The organism is Peptacetobacter sp. AB845 (assembly GCF_047528295.1).
In the GTDB taxonomy this organism is placed as follows: Bacteria; Bacillota; Clostridia; order Peptostreptococcales; family Peptostreptococcaceae; genus Peptacetobacter.
On record NZ_CP180001.1, the window covers coordinates 575,496 to 595,016 of the forward strand.

Genomic DNA, 19,521 nt, shown 5'->3' on the forward strand with positions numbered 1-19,521 from the left:
TGCAAAAGTGATATACAAATAAATAATAATGATGAAAATATATGTATTTATATATTCATGAAAAATTTGATACATAAATAACGAAAAGGGCTTTAAAAGTTGAATATTAACATTTAATAAAAAAGCGATTATGTGTAAAAATTCAAAAAATAAAGATTTAATAAAAAAGCTTTAATAATAAATTTTCTGAAAATAAAAATAATAAAAGCGAAGTGTATTTAATAAAATAAAGAAATAAGAACAAAAAATATAAAATTAGAACTATATGAAAATGAAGTTGCAATGAAATATAAATTTATTTTTGTTAAATTTATATTTTTATTGCAACTTATTTATTTTAGAGATATTATAAATATATAATGTATTTTGGAAGACATATTCTGTTAAGAAATAAAATTACACATAACTGGAAAACGATTTATTTTATTTTATTAATAGAGTATAATATAATTATGATATACAAATAAAAAATACTACTACGAGGTGGAGTTTATGAGAAACTTTGAAGAAGTTATAAAATTTGCAAAAGAAAGAGGACCTAAAACAATATCAGTTGCTTGCTGCCAGGATAAAGAAGTTTTACTTGCAGTTGAAATGGCAAGAAAAGAAGGCATAGCAAATGCTATATTAGTTGGGGATGTTGCTAAAACAGAAGTTATAGCAAAAGAATTAGGAATAGATTTAGCTAATTATGAATTAATAAATATAGAAGATTTAGTAGAAGCATCAAGAAAAGCTGTTGAACTTGTTTCATCAGGAAAAGCTGATATGGTAATGAAAGGAATAGTTGATACATCAATAGTTCTTAAAGCCGTATTAGATAAAGAAATAGGTTTAAGAACTGGAAAAGTATTAAGCCATGTTGCAGTATTTGATGTTAATGGATTCGATAGATTATTCTTCATCACTGATGCAGCTATGAACTTAGCTCCAGATGTTGCAGCTAAAAAACAGATAATAGAAAATGCTGTTGATGTTGCACATGCATTAGATATAGAAGTACCAAATGTTGCATGCTTATGTGCAAAAGAAAAAGTAAATCCAAAAATGAAAGATACAGTTGAAGCAGCAGAACTTCAGGAAATGTGTGAAAAAGGTGAAATAACTGGTTGTGTAGTAGGTGGACCATTTGCACTAGATAATGCAGTTTCAGAAGAAGCAGCAGCACACAAAGGTGTTAATCATCCAGGTGCAGGAAAAGCTGATATACTATTAGTTCCAGATATAGAAGCTGGTAATGTTCTTTACAAATCAATGGTATTCTTTGCACAGGCTAAAAATGCAGGTGTGATAGTTGGGGCAAAAGCACCAGTAATACTTACTTCAAGAGCAGATACAGAAGAAACTAAACTGAACTCTATAGCACTTGGAGTTCTTATGGCAGCTAAAACTGCAAAATAATTTAAATTTGATTAACTCTAAAATAAAAAATATTTTAGATTGTATAAAAGCTACAAATTAGCTTAAATTTGATATTTTTTAATTAATTTATTAGACAATAGGTTTTTAAATTTTACAGGAGGTAAAAACTACATGAGTAAAGTAAATAGAATATTAACTATTAACCCAGGTTCAACATCTACAAAAATAGCTGTTTTCGATGATGAATCACTAGTATTTGAAAAAACACTTAGACACTCTTCAGAAGAAATAGGGAAATACGACAAAATAGCAGATCAGTTCGAATTCCGTAAAGGTGTTATAGAAGACGCTTTAGCTGAAGGTGGAGTGAAAACATCTGAATTAGACGCTGTTGTTGGTAGAGGTGGTCTTTTAAAACCTATAAAAGGTGGAACTTATGCAGTTAATGCTGATATGGTAGAAGACTTAAGAGTTGGTGTTTCAGGAGAACACGCTTCTAACCTTGGTGGAATAATAGCTAAACAGATAGGTGATGAAGTAGGAGTACCTTCTTTCATAGTAGACCCTGTTGTTGTTGATGAATTACAGGATGTAGCTAGAATATCAGGAATGGCTGATATAGAAAGAACAAGTATATTCCACGCTTTAAATCAGAAAGCAATAGCAAGAAGATATGCTAAAGAAGTTGGAAAATCATACGAAGATGTTAACCTAATAGTAGCTCATATGGGTGGAGGAATATCTGTAGGAGCTCATGAAAAAGGTAGAGTTATAGATGTTGCTAATGCATTAGATGGTGAAGGACCATTCTCTCCAGAAAGATCTGGTGGACTACCAGTAGGAAGCTTAATAAAAATGTGCTTCAGTGGAGAATATACATTAGATGATATGAAGAAAAAAATAAAAGGTAGTGCAGGACTTGTTTCTTATCTAAACACTAACGATGCAAGAGAAGTTGAAGAAATGATAGAAGCAGGAAATGAAAAAGCTAAACTTGTATATGACGCAATGGCATATCAGGTAGCTAAAGAGATAGGTGCATGTGCAGCTGTATTAAAAGGTAACGTAGATGCTGTATTATTAACAGGTGGTATAGCTTATTCAAAATCATTCACTAAAGAAATATCAGAAAGAGTTGGCTTCATCGCAGAAGTTAAAGTTTATCCAGGAGAAGATGAAATGATAGCTTTAGCTCAGGGTGGACTAAGAGTTCTTAATGGAGAAGAAGAGGCTTTAGTATATGGTAAATAAAGATAAAAGAATAAGAATAATAACTGGCCACTATGGTAGTGGTAAAAGTGAAGTTGCCGTTAACTATGTCGTACAGCTAAGAAAAGAAACAGAAGATAAAGTAGCACTTGCAGATCTTGACGTAGTAAATGTTTACTTCAGATCAAGAGAAAGAAAAGAAGAAATGAAAGCTATGGGTATACACCCTATAGATAGTTCAGTAGATGCACCAAGTTTAGATTTACCAGCTGTATCTGCTGAAGTTACAGCTCCAATGAACGATAAATCTTATCAGTATGTTATCGATTTAGGTGGAGATAAAGTAGGAGCTAGGGTAATAGCAAGATTCCGTGGCTCAATCCCTGACGACGAATATGATTTATTCTTCGTTGTCAATGCTAACAGAGAAAGAACTCAGACTGCTGAAGAAGTTATGGAGTATATAGACGAAATAGAAGCATCATCTCAGTTGAAAGTAACTGGACTTATAAACAATACTCATATGCTGAAAGCTACTACAGTTGAAGATGTATTAAAAGGACAGGAAGTTTCAAGAGAAGTTTCTAAGGCGAGAAACATACCTATTAAATATGTAGCTTGTTTAAGAGAAGTTGCAAGCCAGCTTCCAGAAGGATTGGAAGGAGAAATACTTCCAATAGATCTATATATGAGAGACGACTGGATGATGTAGTCTGGTTTCAAATAAAATGATAGTTTAAGGAGGCTTAAGCAAATGGCTAAAGGAAGAGTATCTTTTGATCAAAAGTACTGTAAAGGTTGTGGATTGTGTGTAGAAGTATGTCCAATGAAAATAATATCACTAGACACTGAAACAACAAATGAAAAGGGATATAACCCTGCTAGAGTAATAGAAATGGAAAAATGTATAGGTTGTGCTAGCTGTGCAATGATGTGCCCAGACGTAGTTATAACTGTAGAAAGAGACTAATTATTTAATAAATAATCATAGGGGGGAATTTTAATGGCTAAGATACTTATGAAAGGTAACGAAGCGTTTGGTAGAGCAGCTATAGAAGCTGGATGTAAATATTTCTTCGGTTACCCAATAACTCCACAGAGTGAATTACCAGAATATTTATCAAGAGAATTACCAAAAATAGGTGGAGCATTCGTTCAGTCTGAATCTGAAGTTGCTGCTATAAATATGGTTTACGGTGCAGGAGGATCAGGAGTTAGAGTTATGACTTCTTCATCTTCACCAGGTGTTGCACTTAAACAGGAAGGTATAACATATGCAGTTGGTGCTGAAGTACCATGCGTTATACTAAACGTAATGAGAGGTGGCCCAGGACTAGGAAGTATACAGCCATCTCAGGCAGACTACTATATGTCAACTAGAGGAGGAGGAAACGGAGACTACAGAACTCCAGTATTCGCTCCAGCTACAGTTCAGGAAGCAGTTGATATGATACAGGAAGCATTTGATGTTGCGGATTACTACAGAACACCAGTAATGGTTATGGCTGATGGTATGATAGGACAGATGATGGAACCAGTAGAATTTAAAGCTCCAGAAAGAAAAAGAGAATTACCTCCAAAAGACTGGGCTACAACTGGTACTAAAGGACAGAGAAAACCAAATGTTATAAACTCTTTATACTTATCACCAGAAGTTCTAGAAGAACACTGCTGGCATTTAAATGAAAAATTCAAAGCTATGGAAGCTAATGAAGTTCAGTATGAAATGTATCATACAGAAGATGCTGAATTAGTATTCGTTGCTTACGGAACTACTTCAAGAGTTGTTAAAAATGCAGTTGATGATTTAAGAGCAGAAGGATTAAAAGTTGGTTTAATAAGACCTAAAGTTTTATGGCCATTCCCAAATGAAGCATTTACAAAAATACCTAATGCTAAAGATTTATTCGTTGTAGAAATGTCTATGGGACAGATGATAGAAGACGTTAAACTTGCATGTGAATGTAAATTACCAGTTCACTTCCATGGTAGACCAGGTGGTATGGTTCCACTACCAAAAGATTTAACAAGACTTGCAAAAGAAATACTTTCAGGAGGTGCTAAATAATGGCTGTTGTATTTGAAAGAACTAAAGGGCTTCAGGAAGTCCAGACTCACTACTGTCCAGGATGTACTCATGGTATAATCCACAGATTAGTAGCTGAAGTTTTAGAAGAATTAGGTGTTTTAGGTGACACTATAGGTGTTGTTCCAGTTGGATGTTCAGTTTTAGCATATAACTACTTCAACTGTGATACACAGGAAGCTGCTCACGGTAGAGCTCCAGCTTGTGCAACAGGAATAAAAAGATGCCAGCCTGACAAAGTAGTATTCACTTATCAGGGAGATGGTGACTTAGCATCTATAGGTGCTGCAGAAATAGTACATGCTGCAAACAGAGGAGAAAAAATAACTACTATATTCGTAAACAATGCTATATATGGTATGACTGGTGGACAGATGGCTCCTACAACATTAGTTGGACAGAAAGCTACAACTTGCCAGGATGGTAGAAATCCAGAAATAAATGGATTCTCTTTAAGAATATCTGAAATGTTAGCTACAATAGAAGGTGCTGTATTCGTAGAAAGAGTAACTGTTGATACTCCTGCACACGTAAGAGCAGCTAAAAAAGCTATAAAGAAAGCTTTCCAGGTTCAGTTAGCTGGAAAAGGATTCTCTATAGTTGAAGTATTATCTACTTGCCCAACAAACTGGGGTAAAACTGCACCAGATGCATTACAGTGGTTAAGAGATAACATGATACCATACTATCCTTTAGGAAACTTTAAAGATATAGATCTTGATGAACAGGAGGTGAAGTAAATGTCTACAGCTAGAGTAATATGTGCAGGCTTCGGAGGCCAGGGTGTTATGTCTATGGGACAGTTACTAACTTATGCAGGAATGCTAGAAAATAAAGAAGTTTCTTGGTTACCATCTTATGGACCAGAAATGCGTGGAGGTACTGCTAACTGTGCGGTAACAGTATCTGATCACGAAGTTGGTTCTCCATTAATAACTGATGATGCTACAGCAGCTATATTAATGAACTTACCAGCATTCCACAAATTCCAGAACGATGTTATACCTGGAGGAAAAATATTAGTAAACTCTTCTTTAATAAAAGAAAAAGTTGAAAGAGATGACGTAGATGTTTACTATGTACCAGCAAATGATATAGCAGCTGAATTAGGAAACCCTAAAGTTGCTAATATGATAATGCTAGGTGCTTACCTTGGAGTATCAGGAACTGTTGAAGTTGATTCTGTATTAGAAGCATTCAAAAAAGTTTTCGGAGAAAGAAAAGCTAAATTCATACCATTAAATAGATCAGCATTAGAAAAAGGTATAGAAGCTACAAAATAATAAATTTTGTTTAGGTAAAAATAAATTATCATAGATTTGAAAGCCGTTGATTATTCAACGGCTTTCTTTTTTAATTGAATTAAAAATGAATTAAAAATATTTCTATTGAGTTTTTTATAGATAAGTAATAAAATAGTCTTATGTAAAAAGATAACGTTTATAAATAGAAATATTAATAGATGTAGATTTAAATTATAAATATTTAATTAAGTAAAAAGAATGTTTAAAAAAATAAAATAAATATCAAAATAAGTAAGGAACACATTAATTAGTAAGATTTAAGAGACTATAAAATAATGGGTTAATTAAACTTAATAGGGATTTAATTTTATACCGAGAAAGGGAGAAAAGTATGAGAAAATATTTTGGAACAGATGGAGTAAGAGGAGTAGCAAACACAGAACTTGATTGTAATCTTGCATACAAATTAGGTAGAGCAGGTGGATACGTCCTTGCAAAAGGAGACCATAGAGTAAAGGTTGTAGTTGGTAAAGATACTAGAATATCAGGAGATATGTTAGAAGCTGCTTTAATATCAGGTCTTATGTCAGTTGGATGTGATGTAATAACAGTTGGTGTTATACCTACACCTGCAGTTGCATATCTAACAAGAAGATATAACGCTGACTGTGGTGTTGTAATATCTGCTTCACACAATCCAGTTGAGTTTAACGGAATAAAATTCTTCAATAAAGATGGATTCAAATTAGACGACAATATAGAATTAGAAATAGAAAAATACATAGATGATATAGATGCAGTAGATGCAAATCCAACAGGAACAGAAGTTGGAAAAAGAATACACAAACACGAAGCTCAGAATGAATATATAGACTTCCTAATAGAATCTGCGGGAGTTGACCTAACTGGTAAAAAAATAGTTCTAGATTGTGCAAATGGTGCAGCTTCAAAAGTAGCTCCAGAAGCATATAGAAGATTAGGGGCTGAAGTAATAGCTATAGCTGCTGAACCAGACGGAACAAACATAAACGATAAATGTGGATCAACTCATCCAGAAAATTTACAGAAAGTTGTGGTTGAAGAAGGTGCAGACTACGGTCTTGCATATGATGGAGATGCAGATAGATTAATAGCTGTAGATGAAAAAGGTAATATAGTTGATGGCGATAGAATAATGATACTAAGCGCTATAAACTTAAAGAAAAAAGGTAAACTTGCTAAAAATACTCTTGTTGTTACTGTAATGACTAACATAGGTCTAAAAATAGCAGCAAAAGAAAATGATATAGACCTTGCTATAACAAAAGTAGGGGATAGATACGTAATGGAAGAAATGCTAAAAGAAGGATATGTTCTTGGTGGAGAACAGTCTGGACACTTAATATTCTTAGACAATAATACAACTGGAGATGGTACATTAAGTTCACTTGTATTATCAGGAATAATAGCAGAAGAAGGAAAAACTCTTTCTGAATTAGCATCTGTTATGGAACAGTATCCTCAGGTACTTATAAATGCTAAGGTTAAAAATGAAAATAAAAATAGATATATGGAATTCCCAGAGGTTAAAGCTGAAATAGAAAGAATAGAAAAGCTTCTTGATGGAGAAGGAAGAGTTCTTATAAGACCATCAGGAACAGAACCTCTTGTAAGAGTAATGTTAGAGGGTAAAGAAGTAGAACAGATAAAGGAATTAGCAACTAATCTTGCAGAACTTATAAAAGAAAAACTTGCTTAGTTGTAAAATTACGGATGCGGAAACTATTTGTTTCCGCTTCTGTTTTTAGCGCCAGAACTTGTAAATTGAATATAATTTCAAGTTGACGAGGTCAGAGTTAATCGAATATTCGGCGGGTGCTCTGCGGTGTATTTACCATCGTAAAATTTCTTCAAAACTTAGAAGTGATTCTTTGTACAAAGGGAAATTTGAGTAAATAATTTTTTTATCACTACTTCTAAAAATATATATTATAAATAATTTTTAGGAGGCACAGAAATATGTGTGGAATAGTTGGGTACTTAGGTACTAAAAATGCATCAGAGGTGATAGTTGATGGACTATCAAAATTAGAGTACAGAGGTTATGATTCAGCTGGGGTTGCTGTATGCAATGACGGTGAATTAGAAATCAGAAAATTCAAGGGTAGACTTGCTGTACTTGCAGAAGACATTGAAAAAAATGAAATGAAAGGTCACCTAGGAATAGGTCATACAAGATGGGCAACTCATGGAGAACCATCAGATGTAAACTCTCATCCTCATTTCAATATGGACAAAACAATAGCAGTTGTCCACAATGGGATAATAGAAAACTATATGGAATTAAAGGAAGAATTAAAAGAAGATGGAGTAGAATTCAGATCAGAAACAGATACAGAAGTAATAGCTCACTTAGTAGACAAATACTATGAAGGAAATCTTCTTGACGCTGTTTATAAGACAGTAGTTAGATTAAGAGGTGCTTATGCATTAGGAGTTATATGCAAAGATAATGAAGATGAATTAGTAGCTGTGAGAAAAGACAGTCCTCTTATAGCAGGTGTTGGAGAAGGAGAAAACTTTATAGCTTCAGATATACCAGCACTTTTAAAATATACTAGAAAAGTATACTTCCTTGAAAATGGAGAAGTTGTTCATATAAAAGGCGATGAACTTAAAATATACGACGCAGAAAGAAATCCTGTTGAAAAAGAAATATACGATGTAAAATGGGATATAGAAGCTGCTTCAAAAGGTGGATATGATTGTTTCATGCTTAAAGAAATAAATGAACAGCCAGAAGGTGTTAAAAATACACTTGAAAGAAGAATAGATGAAAATGGAAACATAGTATTAGATGGAATCCATTTAACTAAAGAAGACTTAGATAATATAAATAGAATATATATAGTTGCTTGTGGTACTGCATACCATGCTGGATTACTTGGAAAAAATGCACTTGAAAAATACTTAAAAGTGCCGGTAATAACAGATATAGCTTCAGAATTTAGATATAGCGACAATTTTGTAGATGAACATTCTTTAGTAATACTAGTGAGTCAGTCTGGAGAAACTGCGGATACTCTAGCGGTGTTAAGAGATTCAAAAGCTAAAGGTGCTAAAATACTTGCGGTAACAAATGTAGTAGGTTCATCAATATCAAGAGAAGCAGATGAAGTATTCTATACTTGGGCTGGTCCTGAAATAGCAGTTGCATCAACAAAAGCGTACACTACTCAGATAACTTCTTTATATATGATAGCTCTAAACTTTGCTCTTGAAAAAGGAACAATAACTAAAGAAGAATATCTAGAAACTATAGAAAAAATGAAAAAGCTTCCTGAAAAAATTCAAAATGTGATAGACAACCAAGATAAAATAAAAGAAATTGCAGAAAAAATAGTTTCAAAAGAACATGTATTTTTCCTTGGTAGAGGAGTTGACTACTCACTAGCTATGGAAGGTTCTCTAAAATTAAAAGAAGTTTCGTATATACATTCAGAAGCATTTGCTGCTGGAGAATTAAAACACGGAACAATAGCCCTTATAGAAGAAGGTACTCCAGTAATATCTGTAGCAACACAGGAAAAATTATTTGAAAAAATGGTATCAAATATGCAGGAAGTAAAAGCAAGAGGTGCCTTTGTTGCATCAATAGCTCAGGAACATAATAAAAGTGTAGAAAAAGTTTCTGATGAGGTAATATATATACCAAACTGTGATGACATGTTGGTTCCGATAGTTGCAGTTGTTCCAATGCAGTTATTAGCTTATTATGTATCTACAATGAAAGGTCTTGATGTAGATAAACCAAGAAACCTAGCTAAATCAGTTACAGTTGAATAATGTATTGAAAAAATCTATTCATTAGTTAATTTTGATAAATAAAATGAAAAAATAATTTAGTAATAAAAATAATAAATAAAAATATAAAGTAAAGCTATGTAAACTTTGTAAATAAAAAGTATACATAGCTTTTTTTTATTTGAAATTAAAGTGGATAAAGGTTATCCTATTTTCATAACAAATTTAGTTTGTCAAATAATTGTTGAAAAATTTTTTAATGTTCTATATAATGTATAATGTATTTAAAGAGTTTCGGGAAGAGAATACAATGTACTACTTTAAGTAGTGAAAGCTATTATATTAATCGAATTGTGATATTTTTAACTTTAAGAGGTTGGTTTAAAATGCAATTTTATGATGATAATTTGTCTTCTCTATCAAAAAAACTCGGAAATATAAAAATTAATGGATGGAGGAAAAGAGATATGGTAGGAATTGTTCTTGCTAGTCATGGTGACTTCGCTAACGGGATACTACAGTCAGTATCAATGATATTCGGTGAACAGCAGGATGTCAAAGCTGTTACTTTACAGCCAAGTGAAGGACCAAACGATTTAAAAGCTAAGATGGAAGAAGCTATTGCTACATTCGAAAATCCTGAAGAAGTATTATTCTTAGTAGACTTATGGAGTGGAACACCATTCAATCAGGCTACAGGACTTGTTGAAGGACACGAAAAATGGGCTATAGTTACTGGTCTTAACTTACCAATGCTTGTAGAAGCATATGGTGCACGTCTATCTATGGATACTGCTCATGAAATAGCAGCTTATATAGTAGGTGCTGGAAGAGAAGGAATAAAAGTTTGTCCTGAATCTTTAGAACCTAAAAAAGAAGAAGCTGCTCCAGCTCAGGTAACTGTTGGTGGTGCAATACCAGAAGGAACAGTAATAGGTGACGGAAAAATAAAATACGTGTTAGCTCGTATAGACACACGTTTATTACATGGACAGGTTGCTACAACTTGGACAAAAACAACAAAACCAAATCGTATAATCGTAGTTTCAGATTCTGTTGCTCATGACGATTTACGTAAAAAAATGATAGAACAGGCGGCTCCTCCTGGGGTTAAAGCAAACGTTGTTCCAATCGACAAAATGATAAAAGTTCAGAAAGATACTCGTTTTGGAAATACTGAAGCAATGTTATTATTCGAAACACCACAGGATGCTTTAAGAGCAATAAAAGGTGGAGTTGAAGTTAAAGAACTAAACTTAGGTTCTATGGCTCACTCTGTAGGTAAAGTTGTTGCAAATAAAGCAATAGCTATGGACGCAAAAGATATAGAAACAATAGAAGAATTAAAAGATATGGGAATAAAATTTGATGTTCGTAAGGTTCCAAGTGAATCTGGAGAAAATATCGATGATCTTCTTAAAAAAGCAAAAGCTGAATTAGCAAAAGCATAAAGGCGAGGAGGATATAAAGTTATGTCAATGATAACAGTACTTTTAATAATTGTTGTTGCCTTGCTAGCAGGTATGGAAGGGGTTCTAGATGAATTCCAGTTCCATCAGCCTCTAGTGGCATGTACATTAATAGGATTAGTAAGTGGACATTTAACTGAGGGTGTTATCCTTGGTGGTTCATTACAGATGATAGCTCTTGGATGGGCAAACGTTGGTGCAGCAGTTGCACCAGATGCTGCTTTAGCATCAGTTGCTTCTGCAATAATAATGGTATTAGGTTTAAATGGTGGAACTACTAATGTTCAGACTGCAATATCTACTTCTATAGCAGTTGCTATACCACTATCAGTAGCAGGTTTATTCTTAACTATGATAGTTCGTACATTATCTATACCAATAGTTCATTTCATGGATGCTGCTGCTGAAGAAGCAAACATGAGAAAAATGGAAATGTGGCACATAATAGCTATATTACTTCAGGGTGTAAGAATAGCTATACCAGCTGCAGCTTTATGTTTCGTACCAGCATCAGTTGTAACAGGTGCATTAAACTCAATGCCTGAATGGTTAGCAACAGGTATGACAATCGGTGGTGGAATGGTTGCCGCTGTTGGGTATGCAATGGTTATAAACATGATGTCAACAAAAGAAACATGGCCATTCTTCGCTCTAGGATTTGTTCTAGCTGCTATAAACCAGTTAACACTTATAGCTCTTGGTGTAATAGGTGTATCTTTAGCTCTATTATACTTAGGACTAAAAGAAAGTGCTGGAAACGGCGGTAATGGAAATGGTGGTTCTGGAGATCCACTTGGCGATATATTAAATGAATATTAATCTTGAAGGAGGAAAAGAAAAATGGCAGAAAGAAAATCATTAACTAAAAAAGATCGTATGTCTGTTGCTTGGCGTCATCAGTTCCTTCAGGGTTCTTGGAACTATGAACGTATGCAGAATGGTGGATGGTGTTATTCAATGATACCAGCTATCAAAAAATTATATACAAATAAAGAAGACCAGATTGCTGCTTTAAAAAGACACATGGAATTCTACAATACACATCCTTACGTATCAGCTCCAGTTATAGGGGTTACATTAGCACTTGAAGAAGAAAGAGCTAATGGTGCTGAAGTTAACGACCAGGCAATACAGGGTGTTAAAGTTGGTATGATGGGACCTCTAGCAGGGGTTGGTGACCCAGTATTCTGGTTCACTCTAAGACCAATACTTGGAGCATTAGGTGCTTCATTAGCATTAGGTGGAAACATAGTTGGTCCACTAATATTCTTCTTAGCATGGAACATAATCCGTATGGCTTTCTTATGGTACACTCAGGAATTCGGATACAAAGTTGGTAACTCAATAGCACAGGATTTATCTGGTGGATTATTAGGAAAAATAACTCAGGGAGCTTCAATACTTGGTATGTTCATAATAGGTTCTCTAGTTCAGCGTTGGGTAAGTATATCATTTACTCCAATAGTTTCTCAGGTTACACAGTCTGAAGGTGCTTACATAGATTGGGCTAGCTTACCAGCTGGAACAGAAGGTATAAAACAGGCACTTACAATGTATAACTCATTAGGTGGAAATGCTCTAGATGTAGTTAAAACTACTACATTACAGGGTAACTTAGACCAGTTAATACCTGGACTTGCAGCTTTATTATTAACATTATTATGCTGTAAGTTATTAAAGAAAAATGTATCTCCAATAGTAATAATCATAGCATTATTCATAGTTGGTATAGGTGCTCACTTATTAGGTATAATGTAATTAAATATTTTCAAATATATTTAAAGGAAAAGCTCAGTTATCTGAGCTTTTTCTTTAAATATAAGATTTTTTAGGAGGGTGTTTTATGGCTCAATCAATGAATACAAAGGTAGACTATACAGTACCTGCGACATCATTCTTAGGTTTAACTAGCTACGGAAATGTAATGATTGGTGATAAAGCGTTTGAATTCTATAATGAAAAAAATGTAAATGATTATATTCAGATTCCTTGGACAGAGGTAGATCATGTATTAGGTTCTGTAAGTTTTCGTGGAAAATGGATATCTCGTTTTGCAATAGTTACAAAAGAAAATGGAACATACAGCTTTTCTACAAGAGATAATAAAGCTACTTTAAGAGCTGTAAATAAATATATAGAATCAGACAAATTACTAAAATCCTTAACTTTCTTCCAGGTAATTGGGCGTGGGTTAAAGAGATTATTTAGAATAAAAGACAAAAATGAAAAATAAAGAAATAAATTAGAGTGTATGAAAATACACTTTTTTTTATGTTTAAAAGTATGATTTTGTATAAAAATAATATCATGAAAATTAAACATATATATTAATATAAAAATCTATATAAATAATTACACATCAAATATACAAGGAATATAAGTATTACTTATAAAAAACTAAAGTAAAATTTTATTTATTAAAACTATACATAGATAGTATAATATAGTTATTAACTATAAGTTAAAAAAAGTAAAAACATAAAAAAAGCTTTTTATATGGTATAATGAAAACAAGAACTCATATCAACTAAGGAAGGTAGGGATACACAATGAAATTAAACAAAAAATTTAAAGTTCTAGCAATAGGTGCAGCATTAGTATTATCTATAGGTGCTGTTGGATGCAGCAAACAGGAAGAAGCACCAAAAGAAGAAGCTAAACAGGAACAGGCTAAAGCAGAAGTTAAAACTATAAAAGGTGATGAAGTAGTAGAAGCAATGAAAGATGCTAATACTGTAGTAATAGATGCTAGAGATGCTTCTGAATACGAAGCTGGACATATAAAAGGAGCATTAAATGTTTTTGTAGACGAAGCTGAATCTAAACTTGGTGATCTTGAACAGTACAAAGACAAAAAAGTAATAGTATACTGCAACTCTGGTAAAAAATCAGGAAAATTAGCACAGTTATTAGTAGACAACGGATTTACTGATGTTTCTAATGCAGATGGTGTTAAACAGTATGAATATGAATTAGTTCAAGGGAAAGAAGAACCTAAAGCAGAAAAAGCAGAAGTTAAAACTATGAAAGGTGATGAAGTAGTAGAAGCAATGAAAGATACTGCTAACACTGTAGTAATAGATGCAAGAGATGCTAAAGACTTCGCAAAAGGACATATAGATGGTGCTATAAATGTATTCGTTGATGAAGCTAAAGATAAATTAGGTGAATTAGAACAGTACAAAGACAAAAAAGTAATAGTATACTGCAACTCAGGAAATAAGAGTGGAAAATTAGCACAGTTCTTAGTGGACAATGGATTTACAGATGTTTACAATGCAGACGGTGTTAAACAGTACGAATACGCTTTAGTTAAAGGTGAATAATTAAAATAAAATAATAGATTGTTTTTTAGAAAAGACTGTATTTATAAAAATACAGTCTTTTTTTTGTTATTCTCTTCATAAAGTTTACATAAAGTGATATAATTGATAAGGTCTGAAAAATTTGGTTTAAAAAATAAATGATTAAATGATTCAAATTTTTCGATTAATTCGACTAATTAAAAAAAGTTACAAACTATGGTATAGTAATGAAATTTTTAGAGAATTATTATATAATAAAGAATACGATAAAAATAAATATAAAAACATATTTAAAAATGTATTCAATATATATAGAGAGATAAATATAAAAATATAAGCGATAGATAGAATAGATAAAAAAAGATAGATAGCTAATTTTAAATAGAGAAATAAGTTAGAGGAGAAAATAATATGCCAAAAATAATCGTTAAAAAAAGTGCACCTTTAAGAGGTACAGTTAAAATAGACGGAGCAAAAAATGCCGTATTACCAATAATAGCAGCAACATTACTTGCAGATGGAAAATCAGTATTAAAGGGTGTTCCAAATCTTAGAGACGTTCATGTTATATCAGATCTTTTAAGACATCTAGGAGCTGAGGTAACATATGAAGGAACAACTTTAACAGTAGATGCTAGCAATATAACAACTTGTGAAGCACCATACGAATTAGTAAGAAAAATGAGAGCTTCATTCTTAGTAATGGGTCCTTTACTTGCTAGATTTAATCATACAAAAATATCTATGCCAGGAGGATGTGCTATAGGAACAAGACCAATAGACTTACATCTAAAAGGATTTAAATCACTAGGAGCAGAAGTAGAAATAGATCATGGATTCGTTGAAGCGAAGACAGAAAAATTAACAGGAAATAAATTATACCTTGATTTCCCATCAGTAGGAGCTACAGAAAACATAATGATGGCTGCAGCATTAGCAGAAGGAACAACTATAATAGAAAATGCAGCAGAAGAGCCAGAAATAGTAGACTTAGCTAACTTCTTAAATGAAATGGGAGCAAACGTTAAAGGTGCAGGAACAAATACAATAAAAATAAAAGGTGTTGAATCTTTAAAAGGTGCTGAACACACAGTAATACCTGATAGAATAGAAGCAGCTACTTATATGGTTGCAGCAGCTATGACAAAAGGTGATATAACTGTGGAAAACGTACTTATGGAACACTTAAAACCAATAATAGCGAAATTAAGAGAAACTGGATGTGAAATAATCGAAATGGAAAATGCGGTTAGAGTAATAGGACCAGAAGTATTAAAACCAATAGATATAAAAACACTTCCACATCCTGGATTCCCAACAGATGTTCAGGCACAGTTTATGGCAATGCTTACAATAGCTAATGGTACAGCAGTTGTTATAGAAACTGTATTTGAAAATAGATTTATGCACGTTGCTGAATTTAACAGAATGGGAGCAGACATAAAAATAGAAGGAAGAAGTGCAATAGTAAATGGAGTTGACAAATTATACGGAGCTAAAGTTAATGCAACTGATTTAAGAGCTGGTGCAGCACTTATATTATGTGGACTTATAGCAGAAGGTGAAACTCAGATAGGTGAAATATACCACATACAGAGAGGTTACGTGGATATAGACAAAAAAATAAGAGCTTTAGGTGGAAATATAGAAATAGTAGAATAGTATTTTGATTTGATAATATACCTAAGGTTTATTAATGATGCACAAAATAATAAATATACAAGATAATAATAAATTGAAATGTGATATAATGTAATTGTGAGATTGAAACAATTAAAAAGATTTAGAGAAAAAGAATATTTATAACAAAGGAGTTTTTGAAATGGCAAAAGTATCTGGTGTTGATATAGGAATAGATTTAGGAACAGCTAATGTTTTAGTATACGTAAGTGGAAAAGGAATAGTACTTGAAGAACCTTCAGTAGTTGCAATAGATAACAAAACAAATGAAATACTTGCAGTTGGTCAGGAAGCTAAAAAAATGATAGGTAGAACACCTGCAAATATATCAGCTATAAGACCTCTTAGAGATGGTGTTATATCTGACTACAATACAACTGAAAAAATGTTAAAACATTTTGTTGAACAGATAGTTGAGAAAAAAGGATTCGGAAAATTTGTAATGCCTAGAATAATGGTATGTGTACCAACAGGAGTTACAGAAGTTGAAAAAAGAGCAGTTGAAGATGCTACAAAACAGGCAGGAGCTAGAGAAGTTTATGTTATAGAAGAACCAATAGCTGCTGCAATAGGAGCTGGAATAGAAATAGGTGAACCAAGCGGAAATATGATAATAGACATCGGTGGTGGTACTGTCGATATAGCTGTAATATCTCTTGGTGGAGCTGTTGTAAGTGACTCTATAAAAATGGGTGGAGACAAATTCGACGATGCAATAACAAAATATATGAAAAAACAGCACAACCTTATAATAGGTGAAAGAACAGCTGAAAAAGTTAAAATAGAAATAGGAAGTGCTTTCAAAAGAGAAGAAGAAAAATTCATGAAAGTAACAGGAAGAAACCAGATAACAGGTCTTCCATGTACTGTTGAAATAAGCTCAGCTGAAACATTAGAAGCTTTAGATGAATGTGTAGAACAGATAGTTGTTACTACTCACTCTGTACTTGAAAAAACACCACCTGAATTAGCTGCAGATATAAGTGAATCTGGAATAGTTATGACTGGTGGAGGATCATTATTATATGGATTAGACAAAAAAATAGAACAGAGAACAGGAATAAAAGTTAAAATAGCTGACAATCCTTTATCTTGTGTTGCAACAGGTACTGGTGCTGCATTAGGATCATTAGATATATTAAAAACTGGTGGTTCTTTCAAATCAATGCCATCAGAAGAAAAATAATAGAGTATAAATAATCAAATATTAGAAAGACTAAGGATTTATTTAAAGTCCTTAGTCTTTAATAAATAGAGTAATTGGGAGAATATTATGTTAAATATAGACCAGATAAAAGAGATAATACCTCATAGATATCCATTTCTTTTAGTAGATAAAGTAGTTGAGCTTGAAGAAGGAAAAAGAGCTGTTGGTATAAAAAATGTAACAGCTAATGAGCCGTTTTTCCAGGGTCATTTCCCAGAATATCCACTAATGCCAGGTGTTTTAATAATAGAAGCAATGGCACAGGTTGGGGCAGTTGCTATGATGTCTCTTGAAGAAAATAAGGGTAAATTAGGAGTATTTGCAGGTATAGATAAAGTGAGATTTAAAAGAGAAGTAAGACCTGGAGATACACTAAGAATGGAAGTTGAGATGAAGGCTTTAAAAAGAAATATAGGAAAAGCAGATGCCGCAGCTTATGTTGACGGTGAATTAGTGTGCAAAGGTGAGCTAATGTTTGCACTTACAGAAAAATAAATTTATGCAAAAATAATAATTTGTTTTTTAGTTTGAAATTTATATTGACAAAATATATAATCTATTATAAAATTAGATACGTTGAAAAAATAGACAATCTTGATTACCTTATCAAGAGAGGCTGAGGGACAGGCCCGATGAAGCCCGGCAACCACCCACAATGGGAAGAGGTGCTAATTCCTACAGGATTTATCCTGAAAGATGAGGTTATGTTAATTAGTTACGTATAATTAACCTCTTCTTTTAGTGAAGAGGTTTTTTTATTATGAAAAATCTTTTGCTATATGAAGCAACAAGAAATTAAACAATACCCAGTGTAAGAAAGTAATAAGAAATAAATTTTTGGAGAAATCCAATGGGAAAAATCCATTATAGGAAGATTCGAGAATATAAAAGGTAATTTCAAAGAAAAGGGAGGACAGAAAAAATGGCAAGACATTTATTTACATCAGAATCAGTAACTGAAGGACATCCAGATAAAATCTGTGACCAGATATCAGACTCAATATTAGATGCATTACTTGAAACAGATCCAAAATCAAGAGTTGCATGTGAAACTACAGTAACAACAGGATTAGTATTAGTAGCAGGGGAAATAAGTACATCAGCATACGTTGATATACCAAAATTAGTTAGAGAAACAGTAAAAGAAATAGGATACACAAGAGCTAAATTCGGATTTGACTGCGATACTTGTGCGGTTATAACATCTATAGATGAACAGTCAGGCGATATAGCAATGGGTGTTGACGAAGGATTAGAAAGTAAATCAGGAGAAGTAACTGAAGAAGAAATAGAAAAAGTAGGAGCAGGAGACCAGGGTATAATGTTCGGATTCGCTTGTAACGAAACTCCAGAGCTTATGCCATTACCAATATCTTTAGCTCATAAATTATCAAGAAGATTAACAGAAGTTAGAAAATCTGGACTTCTTGACTACTTAAGACCAGACGGAAAAACTCAGGTAACAGTAGAATACGAAGACAACAAACCAGTTAGAGTTCATACAATATTAATATCTACTCAGCACAGTGAAGATGTAACAACTGAACAGATAAAAGCAGATTTAATAGAACATGTTATAAAAGCTGTTATACCAGCAGAACTTCTTGATGAAGAAACATTATACTATGTAAACCCAACAGGTAGATTCGTTGTAGGTGGACCACAGGGAGATACAGGACTTACAGGAAGAAAAATAATAATAGATACTTACGGTGGATACTCTAGACACGGTGGTGGAGCATTCTCTGGAAAAGACCCAACAAAAGTTGATAGATCTGCAGCTTATGCAGCAAGATATGTTGCTAAAAATATAGTAGCAGCTGGACTTGCTGATAAATGTGAAATAGAATTATCATACGCTATAGGTATAGCTAGACCTTTATCTATATTCGTTGATACATTTGGAACTGGAAAAGTTTCTGAAGAAAAACTAGTAGAACTAGTAAACAAACACTTCGACTTAAGACCAGGAGCAATAATAAGAGATTTAGATCTTCTAAGACCAATATACAAACAGTGTGCAGCTTACGGACACTTTGGTAGAACTGATATAGATCTTCCATGGGAAAGAACTGACAAAGCTGAAATACTTAGAAAAGAAGCTCTAGGCGAATAATAAAATCTAAAAAATTAACTAGAATTTTTATATGCATACACTTTTCATTTGATGAGTGTA

General features: G+C 33.0%; 18 protein-coding genes and 1 riboswitch. All 18 genes read left to right on the forward strand.

Annotation, left to right across the window (positions count from 1 at the left end; all coding sequences use genetic code 11):
- The first annotated feature begins 492 nt into the window (after nt 1–492).
- The 18 genes from ptb to metK all read left to right on the forward strand — a co-directional run bounded on the left by ptb (nt 493) and on the right by metK (nt 19,461).
- Nucleotides 493–1,401 carry a phosphate butyryltransferase gene (gene ptb / locus ACK2WO_RS03025; RefSeq protein ID WP_178411457.1) on the forward strand — a complete coding sequence of 303 codons (909 nt, stop codon included), beginning with the start codon at nt 493–495 and terminating at the stop codon, nt 1,399–1,401.
- Nucleotides 1,402–1,533: 132 nt separating this feature from the next.
- A complete protein-coding gene (gene buk, locus ACK2WO_RS03030; protein WP_006438924.1) occupies nt 1,534–2,613 on the forward strand; it encodes a butyrate kinase in 1,080 nt (359 codons plus the stop codon).
- The gene (locus tag ACK2WO_RS03035; RefSeq protein WP_178411456.1) at nt 2,603–3,283 is read left to right on the forward strand and encodes an ATP-binding protein; all 681 of its coding nucleotides are present in this window, start codon (nt 2,603–2,605) and stop codon (nt 3,281–3,283) included. Before buk ends, ACK2WO_RS03035 begins: the two co-directional genes overlap by 11 nt.
- Before the next feature lie 42 nt (nt 3,284–3,325).
- On the forward strand, nt 3,326–3,541 hold the full coding sequence (locus tag ACK2WO_RS03040) for a 4Fe-4S binding protein (RefSeq protein ID WP_178411455.1): 216 nt from the start codon (nt 3,326–3,328) through the stop codon (nt 3,539–3,541).
- 33 nt (nt 3,542–3,574) lie between these two features.
- Nucleotides 3,575–4,639, forward strand: a complete 1,065-nt coding sequence (locus ACK2WO_RS03045) for a 3-methyl-2-oxobutanoate dehydrogenase subunit VorB (RefSeq protein WP_178411454.1) — start codon at nt 3,575–3,577, stop codon at nt 4,637–4,639.
- A complete protein-coding gene (locus tag ACK2WO_RS03050; protein WP_118549024.1) occupies nt 4,639–5,397 on the forward strand; it encodes a thiamine pyrophosphate-dependent enzyme in 759 nt (252 codons plus the stop codon). Before ACK2WO_RS03045 ends, ACK2WO_RS03050 begins: the two co-directional genes overlap by 1 nt.
- A complete protein-coding gene (locus tag ACK2WO_RS03055) occupies nt 5,398–5,940 on the forward strand; it encodes a 2-oxoacid:acceptor oxidoreductase family protein (RefSeq protein WP_414698304.1) in 543 nt (180 codons plus the stop codon).
- 352 nt (nt 5,941–6,292) lie between these two features.
- On the forward strand, nt 6,293–7,639 hold the full coding sequence (gene glmM, locus ACK2WO_RS03060; protein WP_178411452.1) for a phosphoglucosamine mutase: 1,347 nt from the start codon (nt 6,293–6,295) through the stop codon (nt 7,637–7,639).
- Nucleotides 7,640–7,899: 260 nt separating this feature from the next.
- A complete protein-coding gene (glmS, locus tag ACK2WO_RS03065; protein WP_414698305.1) occupies nt 7,900–9,726 on the forward strand; it encodes a glutamine--fructose-6-phosphate transaminase (isomerizing) in 1,827 nt (608 codons plus the stop codon).
- A 425-nt stretch (nt 9,727–10,151) separates the two neighbouring features.
- Nucleotides 10,152–11,135 carry a mannose/fructose/sorbose PTS transporter subunit IIA gene (locus tag ACK2WO_RS03070; protein WP_414698306.1) on the forward strand — a complete coding sequence of 328 codons (984 nt, stop codon included), beginning with the start codon at nt 10,152–10,154 and terminating at the stop codon, nt 11,133–11,135.
- 21 nt (nt 11,136–11,156) lie between these two features.
- A complete protein-coding gene (locus tag ACK2WO_RS03075; protein WP_178411449.1) occupies nt 11,157–11,972 on the forward strand; it encodes a PTS mannose/fructose/sorbose transporter subunit IIC in 816 nt (271 codons plus the stop codon).
- Between the two features lie 21 nt (nt 11,973–11,993).
- Nucleotides 11,994–12,911 (forward strand): mannose/fructose/sorbose PTS transporter subunit IID, encoded by a 918-nt coding sequence (locus ACK2WO_RS03080; RefSeq protein WP_178411448.1) that lies wholly within the window; start codon nt 11,994–11,996, stop codon nt 12,909–12,911.
- Nucleotides 12,912–12,996: 85 nt separating this feature from the next.
- Entirely contained in the window at nt 12,997–13,386 is a 390-nt protein-coding gene (locus ACK2WO_RS03085; RefSeq protein WP_006438935.1) for a DUF956 family protein, read from the forward strand.
- Nucleotides 13,387–13,702: 316 nt separating this feature from the next.
- Nucleotides 13,703–14,479 carry a rhodanese-like domain-containing protein gene (locus tag ACK2WO_RS03090; RefSeq protein ID WP_414698307.1) on the forward strand — a complete coding sequence of 259 codons (777 nt, stop codon included), beginning with the start codon at nt 13,703–13,705 and terminating at the stop codon, nt 14,477–14,479.
- A 390-nt stretch (nt 14,480–14,869) separates the two neighbouring features.
- The gene (gene murA, locus ACK2WO_RS03095) at nt 14,870–16,120 is read left to right on the forward strand and encodes a UDP-N-acetylglucosamine 1-carboxyvinyltransferase (RefSeq protein ID WP_178411320.1); all 1,251 of its coding nucleotides are present in this window, start codon (nt 14,870–14,872) and stop codon (nt 16,118–16,120) included.
- 160 nt (nt 16,121–16,280) lie between these two features.
- Complete coding sequence (locus ACK2WO_RS03100) at nt 16,281–17,324, forward strand: rod shape-determining protein MreB (protein WP_178411319.1); 1,044 nt, start codon at nt 16,281–16,283, stop codon at nt 17,322–17,324.
- Between the two features lie 87 nt (nt 17,325–17,411).
- Nucleotides 17,412–17,840, forward strand: a complete 429-nt coding sequence (gene fabZ / locus ACK2WO_RS03105) for a 3-hydroxyacyl-ACP dehydratase FabZ (RefSeq protein WP_178411318.1) — start codon at nt 17,412–17,414, stop codon at nt 17,838–17,840.
- Between the two features lie 105 nt (nt 17,841–17,945).
- A riboswitch (SAM riboswitch) is annotated at nt 17,946–18,048 on the forward strand.
- Between the two features lie 219 nt (nt 18,049–18,267).
- The gene (gene metK / locus ACK2WO_RS03110; protein WP_414698308.1) at nt 18,268–19,461 is read left to right on the forward strand and encodes a methionine adenosyltransferase; all 1,194 of its coding nucleotides are present in this window, start codon (nt 18,268–18,270) and stop codon (nt 19,459–19,461) included.
- The last annotated feature ends 60 nt before the right edge of the window (nt 19,462–19,521 follow it).

Excerpts from the sequence above, each read along its gene's own strand:
- ptb (WP_178411457.1), top strand. The coding sequence starts at position 493 with ATGAGAAACTTTGAAGAAGTTATAAAATTTGCAAAAGAAAGAGGACCT.
- buk (WP_006438924.1), top strand. The coding sequence starts at position 1,534 with ATGAGTAAAGTAAATAGAATATTAACTATTAACCCAGGTTCAACATCT.
- ACK2WO_RS03035 (WP_178411456.1), top strand. The coding sequence starts at position 2,603 with ATGGTAAATAAAGATAAAAGAATAAGAATAATAACTGGCCACTATGGT.
- ACK2WO_RS03040 (WP_178411455.1), top strand. The coding sequence starts at position 3,326 with ATGGCTAAAGGAAGAGTATCTTTTGATCAAAAGTACTGTAAAGGTTGT.
- ACK2WO_RS03045 (WP_178411454.1), top strand. The coding sequence starts at position 3,575 with ATGGCTAAGATACTTATGAAAGGTAACGAAGCGTTTGGTAGAGCAGCT.
- ACK2WO_RS03050 (WP_118549024.1), top strand. The coding sequence starts at position 4,639 with ATGGCTGTTGTATTTGAAAGAACTAAAGGGCTTCAGGAAGTCCAGACT.
- ACK2WO_RS03055 (WP_414698304.1), top strand. The coding sequence starts at position 5,398 with ATGTCTACAGCTAGAGTAATATGTGCAGGCTTCGGAGGCCAGGGTGTT.
- glmM (WP_178411452.1), top strand. The coding sequence starts at position 6,293 with ATGAGAAAATATTTTGGAACAGATGGAGTAAGAGGAGTAGCAAACACA.
- glmS (WP_414698305.1), top strand. The coding sequence starts at position 7,900 with ATGTGTGGAATAGTTGGGTACTTAGGTACTAAAAATGCATCAGAGGTG.
- ACK2WO_RS03070 (WP_414698306.1), top strand. The coding sequence starts at position 10,152 with ATGGTAGGAATTGTTCTTGCTAGTCATGGTGACTTCGCTAACGGGATA.
- ACK2WO_RS03075 (WP_178411449.1), top strand. The coding sequence starts at position 11,157 with ATGTCAATGATAACAGTACTTTTAATAATTGTTGTTGCCTTGCTAGCA.
- ACK2WO_RS03080 (WP_178411448.1), top strand. The coding sequence starts at position 11,994 with ATGGCAGAAAGAAAATCATTAACTAAAAAAGATCGTATGTCTGTTGCT.
- ACK2WO_RS03085 (WP_006438935.1), top strand. The coding sequence starts at position 12,997 with ATGGCTCAATCAATGAATACAAAGGTAGACTATACAGTACCTGCGACA.
- ACK2WO_RS03090 (WP_414698307.1), top strand. The coding sequence starts at position 13,703 with ATGAAATTAAACAAAAAATTTAAAGTTCTAGCAATAGGTGCAGCATTA.
- murA (WP_178411320.1), top strand. The coding sequence starts at position 14,870 with ATGCCAAAAATAATCGTTAAAAAAAGTGCACCTTTAAGAGGTACAGTT.
- ACK2WO_RS03100 (WP_178411319.1), top strand. The coding sequence starts at position 16,281 with ATGGCAAAAGTATCTGGTGTTGATATAGGAATAGATTTAGGAACAGCT.
- fabZ (WP_178411318.1), top strand. The coding sequence starts at position 17,412 with ATGTTAAATATAGACCAGATAAAAGAGATAATACCTCATAGATATCCA.
- metK (WP_414698308.1), top strand. The coding sequence starts at position 18,268 with ATGGCAAGACATTTATTTACATCAGAATCAGTAACTGAAGGACATCCA.